Origin of the sequence: Achromobacter sp. 413638 (assembly GCF_043119405.1) — a bacterium.
GTDB lineage: Bacteria > Pseudomonadota > Gammaproteobacteria > Burkholderiales > Burkholderiaceae_B > Achromobacter.
In genome coordinates, this window is sequence record NZ_JBICCO010000078.1 from 1 (window position 1) to 20,320 (window position 20,320).

At 69.4% G+C, this 20,320-nt stretch carries 14 protein-coding genes; 10 read left to right on the plus strand and 4 right to left on the minus strand.

The genetic code is table 11. The annotated features are described in order from the left end of the window. Together ACEU5R_RS24810 and ACEU5R_RS24815 are read left to right on the plus strand one after the other, a co-directional pair. The coding region (locus ACEU5R_RS24810; RefSeq protein WP_392412341.1) for a bifunctional 3-(3-hydroxy-phenyl)propionate/3-hydroxycinnamic acid hydroxylase at window positions 1-1,412 on the plus strand (1,412 nt) is incomplete at its 5' end. A gap of 14 nt (window positions 1,413-1,426) precedes the next feature. Continuing rightward, window positions 1,427-2,500: an alpha/beta hydrolase family protein gene (locus ACEU5R_RS24815; RefSeq protein WP_392412342.1), complete on the plus strand. Its 1,074-nt coding sequence runs from the start codon at window positions 1,427-1,429 to the stop codon at window positions 2,498-2,500. A gap of 81 nt (window positions 2,501-2,581) precedes the next feature. Here the strand turns inward: ACEU5R_RS24815 and ACEU5R_RS24820 are convergent, their stop codons facing one another. Further along, window positions 2,582-7,936 carry an autotransporter domain-containing protein gene (locus ACEU5R_RS24820; RefSeq protein ID WP_392412343.1) on the minus strand — a complete coding sequence of 1,785 codons (5,355 nt, stop codon included), beginning with the start codon at window positions 7,934-7,936 and terminating at the stop codon, window positions 2,582-2,584. A gap of 332 nt (window positions 7,937-8,268) precedes the next feature. Then, window positions 8,269-9,198 carry a LysR family transcriptional regulator gene (locus ACEU5R_RS24825; protein WP_392412344.1) on the minus strand — a complete coding sequence of 310 codons (930 nt, stop codon included), beginning with the start codon at window positions 9,196-9,198 and terminating at the stop codon, window positions 8,269-8,271. A 209-nt stretch (window positions 9,199-9,407) separates the two neighbouring features. Between ACEU5R_RS24825 and ACEU5R_RS24830 the strand changes: the two genes are divergently transcribed. From ACEU5R_RS24830 to ACEU5R_RS24860, 7 genes are all read left to right on the plus strand, one after another. Next, on the plus strand, window positions 9,408-10,613 hold the full coding sequence (locus ACEU5R_RS24830) for an aminotransferase class V-fold PLP-dependent enzyme (protein ID WP_392412346.1): 1,206 nt from the start codon (window positions 9,408-9,410) through the stop codon (window positions 10,611-10,613). Between the two features lie 46 nt (window positions 10,614-10,659). Next, on the plus strand, window positions 10,660-12,213 hold the full coding sequence (locus ACEU5R_RS24835; protein ID WP_392412348.1) for an ABC transporter substrate-binding protein: 1,554 nt from the start codon (window positions 10,660-10,662) through the stop codon (window positions 12,211-12,213). Window positions 12,214-12,223: 10 nt separating this feature from the next. Next, window positions 12,224-13,180, plus strand: a complete 957-nt coding sequence (locus ACEU5R_RS24840) for an ABC transporter permease (RefSeq protein WP_392412350.1) — start codon at window positions 12,224-12,226, stop codon at window positions 13,178-13,180. After that, window positions 13,177-14,040 carry an ABC transporter permease gene (locus ACEU5R_RS24845; RefSeq protein WP_233772559.1) on the plus strand — a complete coding sequence of 288 codons (864 nt, stop codon included), beginning with the start codon at window positions 13,177-13,179 and terminating at the stop codon, window positions 14,038-14,040. The genes ACEU5R_RS24840 and ACEU5R_RS24845 overlap by 4 nt, the downstream gene beginning before the upstream one ends. Then, entirely contained in the window at window positions 14,037-14,894 is an 858-nt protein-coding gene (locus tag ACEU5R_RS24850) for an ABC transporter ATP-binding protein (protein WP_392412352.1), read from the plus strand. The genes ACEU5R_RS24845 and ACEU5R_RS24850 overlap by 4 nt, the downstream gene beginning before the upstream one ends. Next, a complete protein-coding gene (locus ACEU5R_RS24855; protein ID WP_392412354.1) occupies window positions 14,891-15,709 on the plus strand; it encodes an ABC transporter ATP-binding protein in 819 nt (272 codons plus the stop codon). Before ACEU5R_RS24850 ends, ACEU5R_RS24855 begins: the two co-directional genes overlap by 4 nt. A 191-nt stretch (window positions 15,710-15,900) precedes the next feature. Next, the gene (locus ACEU5R_RS24860) at window positions 15,901-17,442 is read left to right on the plus strand and encodes a hypothetical protein (protein WP_392412356.1); all 1,542 of its coding nucleotides are present in this window, start codon (window positions 15,901-15,903) and stop codon (window positions 17,440-17,442) included. Window positions 17,443-17,488: 46 nt separating this feature from the next. Here ACEU5R_RS24860 and ACEU5R_RS24865 read toward each other — a convergent pair whose 3' ends face one another. Further along, complete coding sequence (locus tag ACEU5R_RS24865; protein ID WP_103276110.1) at window positions 17,489-18,124, minus strand: DUF2625 domain-containing protein; 636 nt, start codon at window positions 18,122-18,124, stop codon at window positions 17,489-17,491. Between the two features lie 131 nt (window positions 18,125-18,255). After that, the gene (locus ACEU5R_RS24870; protein WP_392412358.1) at window positions 18,256-19,416 is read right to left on the minus strand and encodes an FAD-dependent oxidoreductase; all 1,161 of its coding nucleotides are present in this window, start codon (window positions 19,414-19,416) and stop codon (window positions 18,256-18,258) included. An 88-nt stretch (window positions 19,417-19,504) separates the two neighbouring features. Here ACEU5R_RS24870 and ACEU5R_RS24875 point away from each other — a divergent pair, with 88 nt between their 5' ends. Continuing rightward, window positions 19,505-20,317 carry an AraC family transcriptional regulator gene (locus ACEU5R_RS24875; RefSeq protein WP_392412360.1) on the plus strand — a complete coding sequence of 271 codons (813 nt, stop codon included), beginning with the start codon at window positions 19,505-19,507 and terminating at the stop codon, window positions 20,315-20,317. The last annotated feature ends 3 nt before the right edge of the window (window positions 20,318-20,320 follow it).

Consider the following 20,320-nt stretch of genomic DNA (forward strand, 5'->3'; position numbering starts at 1 on the left):
CCAAGGCGGTCGACACCTATCACTATCGCGACGCGGCCGGTGATCTGCTGCTGGAACTGAACTGGACCGGGCGGGCCTGCGGCTATCCCGCGCACATCTCGATCTACCAGCCCGACATCGAGGATGCCGTCGAGGCGCGCGCCAAGGGCTACCCGAACGTGACCGTGTTGCGCGGCTGGGAAGTCGACACGCTGAAGCAGGACGAGCAGGGCGTGACGCTGTCCGCCCATCCCCGGCGCGGCGGACAGGACGCGCAATGGACGGACGCGCCCCGCGAATTCCGCGCGCGCTACGTCATCGGCGCCGATGGCGCCAACAGCTTCGTGCGCCGCACGCTGGGCATCGAGCGCAGCGACTTCGGCTACAACGAGCGCTGGCTCAACCTGGATTCCGAGAACCAGCGCGACCTGGGCGCGGCCTGCGCCCGCACGACGATCTACTGCGATCCGGCGCGCGCCTACATGCACATGCCGATCGGCACGCGGCGCACCCGTTTCGAGCTGCGCGTGCTGCCGGGCGAGGAAACGGCCGATTGGGAACAGGAGGACGCCGGCTGGCGCTGGCTGCATGAACGCTACGGCCTGGGGCCGGACGACCTGAAGCTGCTGCGCCACGTGGTCTACACCTTCGAGACGCGCATCGCCGAGCGCTGGCGCGAGGGGCGCGTGTTCCTCGCGGGCGACGCGGCGCACACCATGATGCCGTACATGGGGCAGGGCGCCTGTTCCGGCATGCGCGACGGCATCAACCTGGCGTGGAAACTGGACCTGGTCCTGAGCGGGCGCGCGTCCGAGGATTTGCTGGACAGCTACGAGGCCGAGCGTCGCCCGCACGTGACCGCGATCACGCAGATGTCCCTGTTCCTGGGGCAGGTGGTCAACGAGGACGACCTCGACAAGGTCGCCCAGCGCGACGCGGCGTTCCGCGCCGGCCAGGTGCCGCCGATGCCGCCGTTTCCGAGGATCGAGCACGGCGTGCTGGGACGCGGGCGCGACGGCGGCCTGGCGGCGGCGACGGGAGCGCCCGCGCCGCAGGGGCGCGTGCGCCAGGGCGCGGCGGAAGGCTGCCTGGACGAAGTGATCGGCTACGGCTTCCAGCTCGTCGCCCGCGAGCATCCGGCCCGCCATCTGGATGAGAGCCAGCTGCGTTTCCTGGAGCAGCTCGGGTGTCGTTACGCGGTGTTGTCGGTCGATGGCGCCGGTCGCGACGCGGTGGTCGACCTGGACGGCGACCAGCAGGCGTTCCTGGATGCGCATGGCATCCAGGCCTATCTCAGCCGGCCGGACTTCGCGGTGTTCGGGTCGGTAGCGACGCTGGACGATCTGGGCGCGCTGGTCGATGACCTGCGCCGCCAGCTGTACTGGCGGGCGGACGGGCGGACGCAATCGGCGGCGGACGCGCGCGCGGCATGAAGGAAGGAGCCAGCATGAGCACCGAGATATCCGCCGCCGCGCAAGCCTTGCAACGGGCCATGCCCGTGACCCGGCTGCTCGATTGTGGCATGGATTACGCCGACGCCATCGCGCTGCACGCGCGCACGGCGCAGGGCGAGCCCTGGGACATGGCGGCCGAGGCCTTGGCCGAGGCCCAGTTCGCGCGCGCCGGCCAGGCCGAACGGGCCGGACATCCCGTCACCGCCCGCGATGCGCAGGAAAAGGCGATCGCCTGCCTGCTGTTCGCGCAGATGGCCTACAACGACGACACGCCGCGCAAGCGGCAGCTGTATGCGCGGCTGAGCGCGGCCACGCGGCGCCTGGCCGGGCTGTCGGAATTGCCGGTGGAACGGGTGGAGCTGCCGTTCAACGGCGCGCGTCTGATCGGCTGGCTGGTCCGCCCCGCCGCGCGCGCCGCGCGCGGCACGGTCATCGTATTCGGCGGGCAGAGCGGCTGGGGCATGGCCTATTGGCCGATCGCGCGCCAATTGGCGGCCAGGGGACTCGCCACCTTGCTGGCCGAGGGGCCGGGCCAGGGGGAAACACGGCTGGAGCAGCGTATCCACGTGGACGTGGATATGGCGGCGGCGTATCGCTGCTTTGTCGATCGCGTCGTGGGCGATCCGTCGCTGGGCCGCGCCGGCATCTGGGGCAATAGCGTGGGCGGCCTGTGGGCCGCGTCGACGGCGGCTGCCGATCCGCGCATTGCCGCCTGCTGCGTGAACGGCGCGCTGGCCGCGCCTTCGCTGCTGCCGTTCCGCACTTTCGTCGAACAGGCTGCCGCGATGCTGGGCAGCGCCGACCTGGATGCCGTGGCCGCCAACTTCGTCCGCATGCGCTTCGATGCGCGGCGCGACCGCATCGGCTGCCCGCTACTGGTGATACACGGCGGCGCGGACCCGCTGATCAAGCTGGCGGACCAGCAACCGTTCCTGGATGCCGCGCCGCCCGCGCTGGGCACGCTCAAGGTCTGGGAAGATGGCGAGCACACGATCTACAACCACGCGGCCGAAAGAACCGCGTTCGTGTGCGACTGGTTTGCCGACCGCCTGGATCAGGCGGGTTGAAAGCCGGCGGCCCGTGCTGCGTCAGGCAGACGGGCCGCCGTCATGGCGGCCAGCGCGCAGGCGCCGGCCGCCTTGCCGCCATCAGTAGCGGTAACGCACGTCCAGCGTGCCGGTGTGCTGGCGGTTGCCGCTGCCGAACTGGCCGCCGTAGGTCACGCCGACGGTGGTGCGCTTGCTCACGTCCATGTTCACGCCCAGCTCGACCAGGGCCGCGTCGCGGGCCACCGGCACGCCGTTGGCCGTGAACGAGCCGCCGCCCTGCACGAAGGACAGCGTGCTGGCCGGGTTGACGTCGCCGTAGGCATGGCGCCAGCCCAGCGTGCCATGCACCTGACCGCGCGCGCCGGCGCTTTCGAAGACGCTGCGTGCATGCAGGCCGAGCGTGGTGGTGGCGACGTTGTTGCGGTTGCTGTCGCCGCGCAGGGCGGCGTCGCCGCCGGACTCGGTGAAGGCGCGGGTGCGCAGGCTGCTGTAGCCGGCGCCGACGAACGGCTCCAGCGTGACGCGCTCGGTGACCGGGATGGCGTAGCCCAGCTCGGTGAAGACCTGGGCGGTGTTGCCACGGTAGCTGGCTTCCAGCGTCTGCGGCAGGCCGGCGGCGTCGGTGTTGCGACGGGTCGACATGTCGTGCCAGGTGTAGGCCGTGCCCAGGCTGAAGTTGAGCTTGGCCGAGCCGAGGTCGAATGCCTTGCCGCCGTAGATCGTCAGGCTGTAGCTGTCGGCCTTGGCGCTGGCGCCGCGCTCGCCGGTGCTGCTGCGGCTGTTGGTGTAGCCCAGCGCGCCGCCCAGGCGCCAGCCACCGCCGATGGCATGGTCGCCGCCGATGGTGATGCCGCTGTCGGTTTGCGTGGTCTTGGCGGCGTTGCCGTCGCCGCGCATGGTGCCCCAGTTGCCGAAGACCTGCGCCCACAGCGGCTGCGCGGCGGCCTGCGGCAGCGCGGCGGCGTCGCCCAGGCCGAGCTGGGCGGTGGGCACGCCGGGCAGCATGCCGGCGTTCAGGTTGGCGCGCAGGCGCGTCATGGGCACCTGCACGAAGGTGTTGGCGGCGCCCTGCAGCATGGTGGCGGAGGTCGAGTGGGTCTCGCCGCTCAGGCCGTCGAAGGCGCCGGCCGGCGCGCCGTTGGGCAGGTTCATGACGCGGCGGTACAGCGGGCTGTCCTTGGGCAGGCTTTGCAGCGCGCGGGCGACGGCGCGCTGGTTGCTGGTGTTGCCGGCGTCGGCGAACTCGATCGGGCGGGTGCCGCCGTCGTCGGTGGGCACTTCCTTGGTCTTGATGACCAGGTCCACGCGGTGGTCGTCATAGGCCAGCGTGGGGTTGAGGAAGGCCAGGTTGCTGGAGACCTTGCCGAAGCGGCCCTGCACGCCGCCGTCGGCGGTCAGGATGGTGTAGGTGGTGGACGGGGCGTAGCTGCCGTTGGCGCCCACGTGCACCACGGAGCCGGCCAGCGTGGCCTTGCCGCCCACCTGGACGCTGCTGTGCTGGCCGTCGGCCGAGGCGGCGACGCGGTAGGACGCATACTGCCCGAAGCTCAGGTCGCCCCGCAGCTTCATCGTGCCCATGGGCCTGGCGGCATTGCCCGGCGCGAGTATTCCGCTGGTCAGCACCACGTTGTTGAGGGTGCCGGTGCCGGACAGGACGGTTCGGACGCTGGTCTTCACCGTGCCGCCGAGCTTGCCTTCCACCTGCAGGGCGCTATCGGAATAGACGGAGAGAGTGCCGGTATAGGCGCTGCTGTTGCCGAGCAAGGTCAGGGTGCTGTCGCCCAGAATCCCGGTGGCGCCCGAGCCGGACAGCGAGCCGGCGTAGGTCCAGTTGTCCGACCGCCTGAAGAGCAGCTCGCCATTGTTGACGATGTCGCCGGTCAGCGAGCCGGTGTTGCCGCGGTTGCCGATCTGCAGCGTGCCGCCGTCGATGCGGGTGACGCCGGTCAGGGTGTTGTTGCCGGTCAGGATCAGGGTGCCTTCGCCCTGTTTGCGCAGCTCGCCGGCGCCGGACAGCGTGCCGCCGTAGACCAGCGAGCCGGAGCGGTTGAAGGCCAGGGTGGCGCCGGCCTGGACGATGGCGTCGCCGGCGATGCTGCCGTACGAGCCGCCGTTGCCGAGTTGCAGCGTGCCGCTGGCGACCCGGGTGGTGCCGGTGTAGGTATTGTTGTTCGTGAGCACCAGGGTGCCTGCGCCCAGCTTGTTCAGGCCGCCGTTGCCAGTCAGCAGTGCGTTCACGGAGAAGGTGTTGCCCGCGTCGGCGATGTCGAAGCCGCCGCCGGCCGCGCCCCAGGTGATGTCGCGGTTGAGATTGCGCATGGCGGTGCCGGTGACGCGCAGCGTGCCGCCCTGGAAGTCCAGGCCGCTGGAGGCGGCGCCCAGGTTCGCGTCGGAAGACACCGACAGCGTGCCGGCGCTCAGGCGCGTGCCCTGGGTGTAGGTGTTGGCGCCGTTGAGCACCAGGGTGCCGGTGCCGGTCTTGTTCAGGCCGTTGCCGGTGAGCACGTTGTCGATGGTCGTGGTCCAGCCGGCGGAGCTGGCGCCGCCGTCGCCCACGCGCACCTCGCTCAGCTGGCCGGCGGCGGGCGCGACCAGGGTCAGCGGGTCGCCGTTCAGGCGGTAGCCGTCGCTGGCGAACTGCATGCCCTGGGCCAGCACCGCGCCGGCGGTGTTGTCGATCGTGACGGTGCCGGCGGCGCCGCCGAAGATGGAGAAGGCGTCAACGGGATAGCGCGCGCCGGTCGCGCTGCCGTTGAAGTTGCTCCAATTCGGGTTGGTGGCCGACCAGGCGCCGGAGCCGCCGCCCATCTGGGTCGGGCTGGCCAGTCCGTCGGCGTTCCAGAATGCCAGCGGCATGCCCGCGGTGTTGATCAGGTTGATCTGCTTGGCTGCGGACAGCGTCTGGATGGTCTGGCCGGCCACGGTGGAGGTGATTCCGCCATTGGTTGTCGTCAGCGCGCCGGTGTAGTCGAATAGCCGGTACAGGCCGGGGCCGTAGCCGCCGCCGTTCAAGATGTCCAGGCGCGCGCCGTTCAGGGTCAGGTCGCCCAGGACCGACACGCTGTGGCCGGCGCCGGGCGTGCCGAAGTCTGCGCCCGGCGCGCCGAGGCTGAACTGCGCGGTGCTGCCCTGCTCCAGCGTCAGGGCGCCGACGGTGAATACGCCTCCCGGCGCGCCCGGCGTCAGATACCCATTGGCGGCCACGGTCACATTGCCATCGACCTTGCCGAAGCCGCCGAGCTTGCCGCCGCCTACGTAGACGTCGCCGTTGATGCGCGCCGTGGAATAGGCCGACGCCCCGCCGACCATCAGCGTGCCGCCGTTGACTATCGTCTGGCCGTCGTAGGTGGCGGCGCCGTTCAGTTCAAGCAGGCCGGCGCCGGTCTTCATCAGCGCGGCGGAGCTGCCCGAGATCGTGCCGCCAAAGGAGCCGCTTTCGAGCGTCAGGACTATGCCGCCCAGCTTGACCTCGCCGCCGGTGCCGTTCAGGGCGCCCAGGGTCTGGTATTGGGCGGCGGAGGCATCGAAGACGCCGCCCGTATCGACCGTGACCCTGGCATTGGGGGCCAGGCTGCCGTTCGTGCCCAGCTTGAGCGTGCCGCCGTTGATGGTGACTCCGCCGGTGATGAGGTTGGCGCCGTCGAGCGTCTGTGTGCCGGTGCCCGTCTTGGTCAGCGTGCCGGTGCCGGAGATGACGCCGCCGTAGGTGCTTGAGGCGCTGCCGGCCAGGGTCAGTGCGCTGGCGCCCAGCGTGACGTTGCCCGTGCCGCTCAGCCCGCCGATGGTCTGGGCGCCGGCGGCGCTCAGGTCGAAGGCGGTGTTGGCCCCCAGCCATACCTTGGCGCTGCTGGACAGGCTGCCGCCGGCGCCGATGGCCAGCGTGCCGCCGTTGACGGCGAAGGTGCCGGTTGAGGTGTTCGCGCCGGTCAGCGTCAGCGTGCCCGCGTCGTTCTTGTTCACGGTGCCTGTACCGGACAGGACACCTCCATAGGTGCCGGCGCTGGACTGCATGAAGAATAGCCGGCCGTTGTTGTGAATGTTGCCTTGCAGGCTGCCGTTGTCGCCCAGCAAGGTGGCGTCGGTCTGGACGGTGGTGCCGCCGCTGTAGTCGTTGGCCCCTCCCAGCGTGACCTGGCCGGTGCCCGCGACGGTCAGGCCGCCCGTGCCGGACAGCTTGCCGGACAGGACGAGCTGGTTGGCGTCGCTCGTCGTCAGGCCACCCGTGCCCAGCACGATGTCGTTGGCCAGTGTCGAGCGGAAAACGGACGAGGCGATGCTGCCGCCTTGCGCGTTGATGACACCGGTGCCGAATACGCCGTTGTTGTCGACGGTGGCGACGCCGCCCTTGAGCGTGACGGCGCCGCTCGGCATGACCAGCGGGCCGTCCGTCAGGCGCCAGTTGCCGCTGTTGACGGTCAGGTTGTCGAAGTTGGTGTAGGTCGAACTCGAGACGTTGTTGGACAGGCCGTTGCCCGCCGGATCTTCCAGCACCAGCGTGCTGCCGGCGCCACCGCCGTCGACCTTGCCTGGCGCGATGAAGCGCAGGCCCGGGGCGGACCCGACGTACTGATCCAGCGGGTTGCCGCTGCCCGTCACGCTGGAGCCGGACCGTGCCGTGAATACATTGACGCCGCCCGCGCCCATCGAGACGCTGCCCTGGATGCTGCCGGCGTTGATGAAGGTGTTGCCCGGGGCGCCCGGCATGATCGGCCCTTGCAGGGCGACCCGGCCGATGATCGTGCCGTCGTTGGTGATATTCACCTGGCCACCGCCGTAGGCGGCGATGACGGGTGCGTCCAGGACGGCCCGTGTGCTGCTGGCGATGATGCCGGCTGTGATCTTGCCGTCTTTCTGGTTCTCGATGGTGGTGGTGCCGAGTGGGCCATTCTGCACCGCGAGCGCGAGGCCCGTCAGATCAGTAAGCGTCGGGGCGTGGTCGCCGCTGGCGCCGCCGATGATGCCGTTCGCCCGGTTGATGATGGTCTGCATGCTGCCGCCGGCCGCCGTGAAGGCGACGCCGTTCGACGCAATCGACCGGGTCGTGCCGAGCGTGAAGGGATCGATCCTGCCGCTGTTGTCCAGCGTCACGCCTTGGCCCTGTATGCCCAGGGCGGTTCCGCTCATGGTCAGGCCGACGCCCAGGCTACCGGCGGAAGTCACGGTGATCGTGGCGTTTGACGTAAAGGTGCTGTAGTACGGTTGCAGCGGGTTGGCCGGGGTGTCGCAGATGATGAAGCTCAGGCCGCCGTTATTGCGGCAGTTGGCCGCCGTCGCCATCCCGCTCCAGCCGGACAGGCCCAGCGCCAGCGCCACGGCCAGTGCATGGCGTGGCCAGCGCATCGGGGCGCACAGCCCGGCGGACGCGCGGCCGCCGCGCGCCTGCGCGGCGAATTCGGAAACGGGCTGCCAGGCACGCACAGCGTTGTTCCATACCAGCCGGTATATGTGATTCAAGGCCCGCTCCTTATTTTTTAATAATGTCCGGCCGCGCCTCCGGAATGGGACGCCGGCCATTCGCCTGCTCGGTTGACGGCAGGTTGAAAGAATTATTAAAAAATTGTAATTAGCGGATTAAGGATGATTCTGACGAATTCTTTCGTCGAATCTTCAAGCCCGGGCGGGCGTGAGCGGATTGCCGTGCGATAGACGGATATAACAAGAAAATGCCAGGGAAATCGCCGGCAAAGGCCGCGAACGGCGGCGCCGCCAGATCCATCCCGCGCGAGCCGCGTGTTGTTGGCGGGAGACAGGCGATCGTCGGACAGGTCCGCGCTTCGGCGCTCGCTTCAGGGCAATAGCGCGTTCCCATCCAGGCTGCATTCGCCCAGTTCCACCCGCTGCGGCGCGGTCTCCTTCACCAGCCGCACGAAGATCCGAGCGAACTCGCGCGCCTGTTCCGATGGCGCATAGGCGTTGGGCAGCAGGAACCCGTAGGGCAGGGTCAGCTTGGGCTCGAAATCCCGCAGCACGATGCCGGGCACCTTGGCGGCCAGCACCGGGTCGGCCAGCGCCACGCCCACGCCCAGCGCGGCCAGCTGGCAGGCCGATTGGCCGGACGAGGTTTCCATCACCATGTGCAGCGGCAGGCGCCGCTGCTCCATCAGGTCGTCGATGTGCTTGCGCAGCAGCGTGTAAGGGCGCAGCGCGATGAAGGGTTCGTCCTTGATGTCGTCCACCGTGACGACGGACTTGGCTGCCAGCCGGTGGTGTTCGGGCATGGCGATGACCAGCCGCACGTCGGCGAAACTGCGCGAGCGGATGCCGGGAAAATCGATGGGCAGCGCCGCCAGTCCCAGGTCGAACTGCTGGCCGGACATCCACAGGCCGACCTCCACGCGCGAACGAACTTCCAGCGATACCTTCACGCGCGGATGCAGGCGCGAGAACTCGGCGATGGCGGCGGGCGTGACGCTGTAGGCCAGATAGGGCTGCGTCAGGATGCGCAGCCAGGCGTCCTGCTGGTTGCGGATGCTGCTGGCGATACGCGACACCTCTTCGAAGCCCGCCAGGATGTGGCGCGTGCCTTCATAGAAGCGCAGGCATTCGTGGGTGGGAACCAGGCCGCGCCCCTGGCGCAGGAACAGCGTGAAGCCGACCTCGGCTTCCAGCGCCGAGATCAGCCGGCTGATCTGGGGCTGGGTGCGGTGGATGCGCCGTGAGGCTTCGGTCACGCTGCCGGTCTCCATCACGGCGCGCAGGGCTTGCAGGCGGTTCATTCGCATAGGGGAAAACCCGTGGTCAGGTGTAAATCAGGCGCGAATCAGGCGTGAACGCAAAAAAGCGCAAAGCCTTGCCCTGATTGGGCAAGCAGGCAGCGCGACGATGATCCATTACAAATCCGCATGAATCAATACTCCGAACGAAATTGACGCATGAATTCACGCGATCTTAGGATCGGCTCAACTTTCGATGAAAGAGGCGCGGCGTGAATATCCAAGAGAAAGAGGTATCCGTGGGCAGCCCCGCGGCGTTGTTCCCCGATGAACGCAACGGCATCGAGCTGCTCGACTGGAGCAATATCGGCCTGGCGTTCCCCATCAAGCACAAGCGCGCGTACCTGAACAACGCGTCCATCGGCGCCCTGAGCCTGCCGGTGGTGGCCGCGGTGAACCGGTACATGGAAGACGTGCGCGACCATGGACGCAATTCCTATCCCGAGTGGTGCCGCTACGCCGACGAGACCATCAAGGCCCGCATCGGCCGCCTGATCGGCGCGCATCGCGACGAGATCGCCTTCGTCAAGAACACCACCGAGGGCCTGGTCAACGTCGCCAACGGTTTTCCCTGGCGCGACGGCGACAACCTGATCCTGCCCGACATCGAGTACCCGTCCAACGTGTACTGCTGGATGAAGCTGGCCGCGCGCGGCGTCACCATCCGCTGGGTCAAGAACCGCAATGGTCGCATCCTGGTGGACGACATCCGCAAGCTCATGGACGACCGCACGCGGCTGGTGTCGCTCAGCGCCGTGCAGTTCTCCAACGGTTTCCGCCACGATCTGGAGGCCACCTCCAACCTGTGCAACGAGCGCGGCGTATACCTGAACCTGGACGCGATCCAGTGGGCCGGCGCCTTGCAGCTGAACGTGGAAAAGCTGGGCATCCACTTCCTGTCGGTCGGCGGCCACAAATGGATGCTGGCGCCGGTGGGCACCGGCTTCTTCTATTGCCGCAAGAGCGTGCTGGGCGTGCTGGATCCTCCCAACGTGGGCTATCACAGCGTCGACAGCACCGAGGACCATATGCATTACCTGCTCGAATACCGCCAGAACGCGGGCCGTTTCGAGGAGGCGCTGGCGAATTTCACCGGCATCTGGGGCCTGGACGCCGCCGTCCGCATCCAGCTGGCGCTGACGCCCAAGAGCATCGAATCGCACATTCTGGAGCTGACAGGCTATGCTGGCGCCGCGCTGCAACGCAAGGGCTGGCAGATCGTCAGCTCGCGGGCGCAGGGCGAGGCCTCGGGGAACCTGTCGTTCAAGCATGCTGGCTATGACGCGCAGGAAATCGCCGTCCGCCTGCGCAACGCCGGGGTGGACCTGGCGGTGCGCGGCGGCAATCTGCGCATCTCGCCCACGTACTACAACGACACCAGTGAAATCGACCGCCTGGTCGAAGCCCTGCCGTCCTGACGGCCGGGCCGCGCGCCGGCGGACCTATCAGAGCGAGAGGAATGTGATGACGATGTTGCATACGATGCGCCGCCTGGCGCTGGGCCTGGGCGTGAGCGCGTTGGTGGCGGTTTCCAGCGGCGTCCACGCCGCCGGCGCGCCGAAGAAGGGAGGCACGCTGCGCTACGGCACCGTGTCCGAGATCGTGTCGCTGGATCCGCACGTCTACGGCGGCAATGCCTGGAAGGTGCTGATCGAGGCGCTGTACAGCCCGCTGGTCGGCTACGACAAGACCGGCGCGGTGGTGCCGCGCCTGGCGCAGAGCTGGGAGCAGCCCGACGCCCGCAGCATCGTCTTCCATCTGCGCGCCGGCGCGAAGTTCCATGACGGCACGCCGGTCACGGCCGACGACGTGAAATTCTCGCTCGACCGCATCCTGGATCCCGCCGCCGGCGCCACGCTGCGCTCGAACCTGCTGGGCGCCACGGTGACGGTGGTCGACGCGGCCACCGTCAAGGTCGAGAAGCCCTCGCCGGACGCGACCCTGCTGGCCGTGCTGGCCATGCCCGAGGCGGCCATCGTGTCGCGCAAGTGGGTGGAAAGCGGCGCCAATCTGAAGCTCAGCGCCAACGGCACCGGCCCCTTCGTGCTCAAGAGCTACGAGCCTGCCGTGCGCGCCAGCCTGGTCCGCAATCCCGCCTATTTCGTCGACGCCCAGCCCTATCTGGACGGCGTGGACTTCCGCATGATCAAGAGCGACGACGCGCGCGTGAACGCGCTGCGCAGTCAGTCGCTGGACATGATCGACTTCGTGCCCTGGAAGGACATCGACGCGCTGCGCCGCAACGCCGGCATGAAGGTCGACATGGCCGGAGGCGCCTTCATGAGCGTCTGGTTCAACACGTCCAAGAAGCCCTTCGACGATGCGCGCGTGCGCCGTGCCGTGTCCTACGCCATCGACCGCGAGGCCGTGTCCAAGGCCGCCTTCTTCGGCCATGGTCAGCCCATCTACGGCGCGCCGACGGCCGCCGATTCGCCTTACTTCAACAAGGACCTGGACGGTACCTACAAGCGCGACCTGGCGCGCGCCCGCGCGCTGCTGGCCGAGGCTGGCCACGCCAACGGCGTGGACGCGAGCATGGTAGTGTTCCAGGGCCTGGGCATCTACACCACGATGGCGCAGGTGATACAGGCCAACCTCAAGGAAGCCGGCATCAACCTGAAGCTGGAGCCGGTGGAGTGGGCCACGCTGGTCGAGCGCAAGAATCGCGGCGACTATGAATCGATGATCTACGGCGTGTCGGTCAAGCTGCCGGATCCCGACGCCTACGCCTATTACCTGGGCGGTGATTCCAGCTACTGGGCCAAGCCCATCGGCTACCGCGACGCCGAGCTGGAAAAGCTGCTGGCCGCCGGTCGCGCGCAGACCGACGTCAAGGCGCGCCAGCCGATTTACCACGAGGCCGAAAAACGCATCCTGGAAACCAGTCCCTGGCTGTTCGTGAACTGGCGCGAGCAGGCGCAGGCCTATCTGCGCAAGGTGCACGGCTACACGCAGCTGGGCGGCGCGCTGAGCGAAAGCAGCCCGGGCATTTCCCTGCCCACCATGTGGCTGGATTGAGCGGCCACGGATGCTGCCATTCCTGGCCCGGCGGCTGACCTCGGCCTTCATCACCCTGGCCCTGGCGACCGGGGTGGTGTTCATCGCCATCCATCTGCTGCCGGGCGATCCCGTCGCCATCATGCTGGGCGAGCAGGCTGGCAGCGATCCGCTGGCGGTCTCGAAAGTGCGCGCGCAGCTGGGACTGGACCAGCCGCTGGGCGCGCAGTTCGCGCGCTGGATCGGCGCGCTGGCGCATGGCGACCTGGGCGTCTCGCTGCGCACGGGCGAACCGGTGGCCGACGAGCTGGCCCGGCGCATTCCGCGCAGCCTGGAACTGATCGGCGCCGGCCTGCTGGCCGCGGTGGCGCTGGGCGTGCCGCTGGGCGTGGTCGCCGCGCGGGCGCGCGGCCGGCTGGCCGGCATGGCGGCGGGCATGCTGGCGGTGGCGGGGTTCTCGGCGCCGGTGTTCGTGCTGGGTATCCTGCTGGTGCTGGTGTTCAGTCTGGGGCTGGGCTGGCTGCCGTCCTCCGGTTTCGTCGCGTTCGCCGACGATCCGCTGCAGCATTGCCTGTCGCTGATCCTGCCGGCCATGACCATCGGCTTGAACTTCATGGGCGTGGTCGCGCGCATGACGCGCGCCAGCCTGACCGACGTGATGGGCAAGGACTATGTGAAGCTGGCGCGCGCCAAGGGCCTGACGCGTGGCCGCGCCATCCTGCGGCACGCGCTGCCCAACGCGCTGGTGCCGGTGATCGCCATCGTCGGCATCCGCGCCGGCAATCTGTTGGGCGGCACCGTCATCATCGAGGCGCTGTTCGACTGGCCCGGCCTCAGCTCGCTGCTGGTCAGCGCGGCCTTCGCGCGCGACTACCCCGTCATCCAGGGCAGCCTGCTGGCCATCTTCGCCATCTTCATCCTGATCAGCCTGGCCATCGATCTGGCCCAGGGGATGGTCGATCCCCGCATCCGCAGGCCGCCGGCATGAGTGCCCGTCCCGTTTCCGTCGACGCCGCTCCGCGCCGTTCGCCGCGCTGGCTGTCCGCCGCGCTGCCGGCCTGGCTGGCGGCGGCCTTCCTGCTGCTGGTGGCGCTGGCCGCCGCCTTCGGTCCCATGCTGGGCCTGCAGGATCCGTACCAGATCGACGCGGCCAATCTGTTGTCCTCGCCCACCTGGAAGCACTGGCTGGGCACCGACGAACTGGGCCGCGACCTGCTGTCGCGCGCCGTGCATGGCGCGCGCGTTTCGCTGACGGTGGCGGCCGCCGCCGTGGCGCTGGCCGGCGTGCTGGGCGTGGCCGTCGGCGTGGGCGTGGCCTTCCTGGGTCGCCGCGCCGAGGCCGCCGCCATCCGCGTGGTGGATGTGTTCGTGTCCCTGCCCGAGATCTTCGTCGCGCTGGTGGTGCTGGCCTTCATCGGCGGCAATCTGCCGACGCTGGTCGCCACCATCGGCATCCTGTACGCGCCGCAGTTCGCGCGCGTGGCCTGGGGCGTGGCGCGTGGCATCCGCGCGCGCGAGCATGTGCAGGCGGCGCGCTCGCTCGGGGCGGGGCCGGCCTGGATCATCTGGCACGAGGTGCTGCCCAACATGCGTTCCATCATCGCGGTGCAGGCCTCGTTCACGTTTTCCTTCGCCATGCTGCTGGAGGCCGGGCTGAGCTTCCTGGGGCTGGGCGTGCGTCCGCCGGTGCCATCCTGGGGCCAGATGGTCGGCTCGCTGAAGGACTATCTCTACACCAATCCCTGGCCCGTGCTGGTGCCGGCGCTGGCGCTGTTCTTCACGGTGCTGGCCGTCAACGTGCTGGGCGACTGGTTGCAGGACGCGCTCAATCCGGAGCTGCGGCGATGAGCCACCACGCCGACGCGCTGCTCACCGTGCGCAACCTGGCCGTCAGCTTCGATGGTCGCGACGGCCCCGTGCACGCGGTGCGGGGCGTGGACCTGAGCGTGCGGCGCGGCGAGGTCGTGTGCCTGGTCGGCGAGTCCGGTTCGGGCAAGTCGGTCACCGGCTTTTCGCTGATGGGGCTGATCGATCCTCCCGGCCGCGTCAGCGCCGATGAGCTGCGCTTCGACGGCCGCGACCTGTTGCGCGCGACGGAACGCGAGCGCGACGCGCTGCGGGGCAGGGACATCTCCATGGTGTTCCAGGAGCCGATGACGGCGCTCAACCCCGGGCGCACGGTGGGCGCGCAGATCGCCGAGGTCTTCCTGATCCACGAGCGCATCAGCCGCCGTCAGGCCTGGGACCGGGCGGTGGACCTGATGGAACGCGTCGGCATCCGCGAGCCGGCGCAGCGCGCCCGGGCCTATCCGCATGAGTTGTCCGGCGGCATGCGCCAGCGGGTGATGATCGCCATCGCCTGCGCGCTGACGCCCAGGCTCATCATCGCCGACGAACCCACCACCGCGCTGGATGTGACCGTGCAGGCGCAGGTGCTGGAACTGTTGTTCACCCTGCAGGCGCAGAGTGGTGCGGCGGTGCTGTTCATCACGCACGACCTGGGCGTGGTGGCCGAGATCGCCGACCGCGTGGTGGTGATGCAGGCGGGCCGGATCGTGGAGGAGGGCGCGGTCGGGCAGATCTACGCGCAGCCGCGCGACCCCTATACGCAGGCCCTGCTCGCGGCCGTGCCCGATGTGGACGCGCCGCGCGATCCGGCGCGGCGACTGGGACGCGGGACAGCCGCGCAGGCTACCCGATGAGCGACGCCATCCTGCGCGCGGACGCGGTGTCCAAGGAATTCGTGCTGGCCCGCAACCTGCTGGGCCGGCCGACGCGCGTGCTGCAGGCCGTGCGCGGCGTCAGCCTGTCGATCGAGCGCGGCGCCACGCTGGCGCTGGTCGGCGAATCGGGCTCGGGCAAGAGCACACTGGGCCGCTGCATCGCCGGCCTGCTGCGGCCCACGTCCGGCAGCGTCGAGCTGGCCGGCCATGACGTGCAGCGCCTGTCCGGCGCCGCGCTGCTGGCGTTCCGCCGCCAGGTGCAGACCATCTTCCAGGATCCCTATTCCAGCCTGAACCCGCGTCGCACGGTGGGCGACGCCATCATGGACGGCATGGTCATCCACAAGCTTTGCGGCGCCGAGGAACGCCAGGCGCGCATGCTGGCGCTGCTGTCGCGGGTCGGCTTGCAGCCGGATCACGCGCGGCGCTATCCGCACCAGTTTTCCGGCGGGCAGCGCCAGCGCATCGCCATCGCGCGCGCGCTGGCGTTGGAGCCGCGCTTCATCGTGGCCGACGAGGCCGTGTCGGCGCTGGACGTGTCGGTCAAGGCCCAGGTGCTGGACCTGCTGGCCGACCTGCAGGCCGAGCATGGCCTGACCTATCTGTTCATTTCGCATGACCTGGGCGTGGTGCGGCATTTCGCCGACCGGGTGGCCGTCATGGCTGCCGGCGAAATCGTCGAGGAAGGCGACTGCGACCAGATCTTCGAGAGTCCCGCGCAGGCTTACACGCGGCAGCTGATCGCCGCCGTGCCCCGGCCGGACCCGGCGCGCAGGCGTCTGCGGCGGGGGTGACGCGGCGCGCGCTGGCGCCGTCTTCCCGGCAGGCAGGGGGCTGGGGACCAGCTAAAAAGGGGTGTCAAAAAAAAGGGGCGGGATCGGCGGCGCGGGCTTAAGTTCTGGTTCTGGCCTGCCGTTAGCAGGCGAGAGGCCTCCGGAGGCGGCAGCGGGCAACCCTGGCCCCCTGGCTTGCCGGAATTGTCGACATGACTACGATTTCCTCGAGCTCCCTGCCGATGGTCATCGCGCCCCAGACGCCGTCGCCGGCGCTGTCGCGCGTGAGAATGGCCAACCAGCCGGTCGATCCGCCGCAGCCGTCCACCACGGTGACGCTGGGCGGCAAGCAGGAGCCTCTGACCTATACCCGCGACAGCATCGCGGAGATGGCGCCGTCCGGCGCCATCTGGCAGCGCGAAGCCAACGACGCGATCTCCGCGACGATGGCGACCAATGGCCGCAATTCGGTCAGCAGCCGTTTCAATGGGCTGGCCGACGCCGTGCTGAGCCGCTTCCGCACGGAAGGCGGCAGCTACTCGCAATCCTTGATCCTGCCGTCCGCCGCGACCGAAGGCGTGTCGGCGTCCGCCCTGAGCAGCCAGCTGCGCGGCGCGCCGGGCACCGGCGTGTCGCTGCGCATCATGACCGCCAGCGGCACGCAGGTCGACGTGAAGCTGGGCGCCAGCGCCGACGGCATCGCCGTGGACATCGGCGTCAGCGAGGGCGAGCTGTCGGAAGACGAGCGCCTGGCCATCGCCGGCCTGGCCAAGTCCTTCCAGGATGCGGTCGACGGCCTGGGCTCGGTGCCGCCGCGCCTGGCCGTCGCCGGACTGGCCAAGTTCGATTCCAAGCTGCTGGCCTCGGTGTCGTTGGAAACCGCCATCGCCACCCGAGATTCGGGCATGGCCTCGATCAGCTTCCAGGCCGACGCCGCGCAGCGTTCCTTGACGATCAAGAACGCCACCGGCGTGGCCACGGTGAATGTGGACGCCAGCCAGCCCACGGTGGTCGGCAGCGCCCAGCAGCGCGACGCCGCGGTCGCCAGCTATCTGCAGAAGTTCGACGCCGCCCGCAGCCGTGGCGAAGGCGACCAGACCCTGATGTCCTTCTTCAAGGAAGCGTTCTCGGCCCTGCACCAGAGCTACGAGACGGCCGCGCCGTCGCCGCTGAGCCTTATCGGCAAGAGCAAGGACGCGGTGCCTCTGGCGCATCGCGGCGCGCTGTCGGGCATGGCGGACTTCTCGGCCTCGATCACGCAGGGCCCGGTGGCGAGCAATCCCTACCGGACGGGCGAGCAGGACAGTTTCTCCTTCCTGGCCACGCAACGCACCAGCATCAGCGGTGTGCAGGGCCTGGGCGTGAATGTGTCGCAGGAAAGCGAGACCAACCTGGTCGCCAGCTTCCACAAGCCGCTGCCCGGCCAGAAGGAGCTGAACCTGACCCTGGATCCGGAGACGCAGAATTACCGGTATTTCCTGATCGAGGATGTGGAGAACAGCAAGACCGACCTGGCCTATGACCGCCTGGGCAACCTGAGCCAGGCCAGCCGCACGGAATCCAGCGTCCTGTCCACCCGCGTCAAGACCTACGCGAAGGGCAAGCTGGTCAGCGACGACACGCTGCCCACGGTCTCGTCACAGACGAAGAACCTGATGTCGGAACTGCTCGCCGCGGCGAGCGAGGCGCAGCGCAAGGGCCTGGCCGACTCGTCCAAGGTGACGAAGGACGCCAAGGGAGCCAAGGCGGCGTAATCATGGAGGGGCGCAAGGCCCTTTCCAGCGGGGCAGGCCGGCGGTCTCAAGCGCCGGCCTGCTCCACATTCATGGCATACAGCTCCGCCACGTCCACCGCCTTGCGCGAACTGGTCGACGGCGAGCCTTCGCGCGTCCACAGGAACGGATAGAAGCTGAAGCCCTGGTCCCCCGCCAGGGCCTGCGCATCGGTCTGCCAGCCGGGCCAGCGCAGCCCTTCGTAGAACTCCTCCAGTCCGCCGCCCAGCGCCCAGCGCAGGAAGTCGGTGTAGCTCAGTTCCAGCGGTTCCCATTCCAGGGTGTCGGGCGCCCGGTAGTACAGGGCGCCCGCGTCCGCGCCCAGGCCGCCGCCATTGATGGCGAAAAAGCCGCCGACGGCATCGTCGGCGATCAGCAGGAAGCCGTTCGAGCGGCCGGCATTCCAGCTGGCGATGTCGCGCGTGAGCCGGGGATGCCCGGACCCCAGCACGCGCAGCCAGCCGCCATCGATGAGCAGGCCGCCCGTGCCGTGGGCGACCGCGCCCATGGGCGAGCGGGTGGTGACTTGCAGGCGATGCAGCACGTCGCCGCTGCGTTCGGAGGGCGGCAGGATCTCGCAGCTTGTTCTCGCCTCGGCGACCCAGGATTGGACCAGCGGCAGGGCGGATTCTTCGTGGTTGATCAATGCTTGCAGGGGTTTCATCGATGGAGGCGGGCTTGTCGTGTGGGCCCGGTTGCTTGCGGGCAGGCGCGCAAGCCGGGCCGGTGAATGGGGTTGGGGCGCAGGATAGCCCTTACGCCTTGCCTGCTCAACCGGCCTCCGGGGCCGCTGGTTCAGGATTGAACGCCGGCCAGCTTGCGCGCGCCTTGCGACGAGGCCGCGACGGCGGCGTTGGCGCGGGCGCGCATGTCCGTCTCGTAGGCGGCCAGCGCGGCCGGCAGATCGCCGTCCCGCGCCGCGCGAGCCAGATGCCGGGCCAGCCTGGCCGCGTCGTCCAGCGCCGTGTTGGCGCCGACGCCGCCGGCAGGGCTCATTGCGTGGATGGCGTCGCCCAGCAGGGTCACGCGGCTGGCGGGCCAGGGCGCAAGTTCCGGCGCGCTGCGCACCGGCAGCATGGAGACCGACGCGGCGTCGGCCTGGCTGAACATGGCGCTCAGTTCATCGGTGCCAGGTTCCAGCATCGCGCCCATGCGCCGCAGCAGCGCCGCGCCGTCGCGGCTGTCCGGGCCGAGCGCGTCCCGCCCGCCGATGACGGCCCAGTACAGGTAGTCGGCCACCGGCGTCAGCGCGCCGGCCTGGGTCGGAAAGCGGAACCGCATCGGGTCCACGACGATGGCGTAGTCCGGGCCGAAGATCACGCTTGTGGCGCTTGTCAGCCGGCTGTCCAGGGCGGCGTCCAGCGGCGTCTTGCCGTAGATGCAGGCCGAGCCGGTGTCGGCCGGCGTGGCGTGGGGCAGCCGCAGACGGCGGATCGCCGAATTCACGCCGTCGGCGCCGACCAGCGCATCGGTCCGCCGCGTGGCGCCGTCCGCCAGCGTCAGCAGGACGCCGCCGTCGTCCGGTTCCCGATAGCCGTTCACGCCTTGGCCGAAATGCACGCGGTCCTCGATGCCGAGCATGAGGATCTGGCGCAGCGTCTGGCGGTGCGCGCTGCGGTCGCCATCGTCGCCGTCGTCACCGGCGTCCGTATCGCTCCAGGTGTCGGATGGGCGACCCGCGACCGGCGACAGCCTCGGATCCAGGAACTGCCCGGCCGACTGCGAGCGCGAGCAGGTCTGCAGGAACAGCTGATGTTGCGCGGTTGGCAGGCTGTCGGCCAGCGCGGCCTGGCCGGTCCGGTCGATGCGGATGCGGTAGCCCTGGGTGCGGCTGTCGGGCGCGGCGTCCTGTTCATAGACGTCGAAGGCGATGCCCCGCCGTTTCAGGGCCTGCGCCAGGCACAGGCCGCCCAGGCCGGCGCCGGCGATGGCGATGTGGAAGGGGGAAGGGGTCATGGGGGGATTCCAGTGGGTGTCGATGGAGACAGCGTAGGTCCGGCCGCCGGAATCACGGTATTGCTATTGAGCCTTAAAATAGCGAGAAATGGCCAAATCTCGCATTCCTCCTTCCATCGAGCCCATCGAAGACGCCGGCGGGCCGGCGCTGATCGCGCTGCGCGGCGGCGACGATCCGGACAGCCCTTATCGGCTGGGCTCGCGCGAGTACGACTGGCACAGCCATGTGCGCGGCCAGCTGTTCTGCGTGGAGAGCGGGCTGGTGCATGTGCGCACCTCGCATGGGTCCTGGCTGCTGCCGCCGCAGCGCGCGGGCTGGATTCCGCCGGGGGAGCGCCATTGGGCCGGCGTCAGCGGCGCGGCCAGCGGCTGGAGCGTCATCGTCGCGCCCGCCGCCTGCGCGGCGCTGCCGGCGCGGCCCTGCGTGATCGGCATCAGCGAGCTGATGCAGGCGCTGGTGCGCCGGGCCGTGACGTGGACCGACCGGCGCGAACTGGCGCCGCCCGAGGCCCGCATCGCCGACGTCCTGCTGGACGAGATCCAGCGCGCGCCGCGCGAGCCGCTGCACCTGCCCATGCCGTCGGACCCGCGCCTGGCGCGCATCGCGCGCGCGGTCTATGAACGGCCGGACGATCCCCGTTCGCTGGAGGACTGGGCGCGATGGGGCGCGGTCTCGCCGCGCACGCTGCGACGCCTGATGGCGGCGGAGACCGGCATGAGTTTCGGCCGCTGGCGGCAGCAGGCGGGATTGATCCACGCGCTGGAGCGCCTGGCGCAAGGCGAGGCGGTGGCGACGGTGGCCGACGCGCTGGGCTATGCCTCGCCCAGCGGTTTCATCGCCATGTTCCGGCGCGCGTTCGGCGCATCGCCGGGCAGGTATTTCGCGCAGCGGCAGGAATGAGCG

What these genes read in the sequence shown, in the direction of transcription:
- ACEU5R_RS24865 (WP_103276110.1), bottom strand. Translation starts at nt 18,124, where the DNA reads ATGAAACCCCTGCAAGCATTGATCAACCACGAAGAATCCGCCCTGCCG.
- ACEU5R_RS24815 (WP_392412342.1), top strand. Translation starts at nt 1,427, where the DNA reads ATGAGCACCGAGATATCCGCCGCCGCGCAAGCCTTGCAACGGGCCATG.
- ACEU5R_RS24855 (WP_392412354.1), top strand. Translation starts at nt 14,891, where the DNA reads ATGAGCGACGCCATCCTGCGCGCGGACGCGGTGTCCAAGGAATTCGTG.
- ACEU5R_RS24835 (WP_392412348.1), top strand. Translation starts at nt 10,660, where the DNA reads ATGACGATGTTGCATACGATGCGCCGCCTGGCGCTGGGCCTGGGCGTG.
- ACEU5R_RS24840 (WP_392412350.1), top strand. Translation starts at nt 12,224, where the DNA reads ATGCTGCCATTCCTGGCCCGGCGGCTGACCTCGGCCTTCATCACCCTG.
- ACEU5R_RS24875 (WP_392412360.1), top strand. Translation starts at nt 19,505, where the DNA reads ATGGCCAAATCTCGCATTCCTCCTTCCATCGAGCCCATCGAAGACGCC.
- ACEU5R_RS24850 (WP_392412352.1), top strand. Translation starts at nt 14,037, where the DNA reads ATGAGCCACCACGCCGACGCGCTGCTCACCGTGCGCAACCTGGCCGTC.
- ACEU5R_RS24870 (WP_392412358.1), bottom strand. Translation starts at nt 19,416, where the DNA reads ATGACCCCTTCCCCCTTCCACATCGCCATCGCCGGCGCCGGCCTGGGC.
- ACEU5R_RS24845 (WP_233772559.1), top strand. Translation starts at nt 13,177, where the DNA reads ATGAGTGCCCGTCCCGTTTCCGTCGACGCCGCTCCGCGCCGTTCGCCG.
- ACEU5R_RS24860 (WP_392412356.1), top strand. Translation starts at nt 15,901, where the DNA reads ATGACTACGATTTCCTCGAGCTCCCTGCCGATGGTCATCGCGCCCCAG.
- ACEU5R_RS24825 (WP_392412344.1), bottom strand. Translation starts at nt 9,198, where the DNA reads ATGAACCGCCTGCAAGCCCTGCGCGCCGTGATGGAGACCGGCAGCGTG.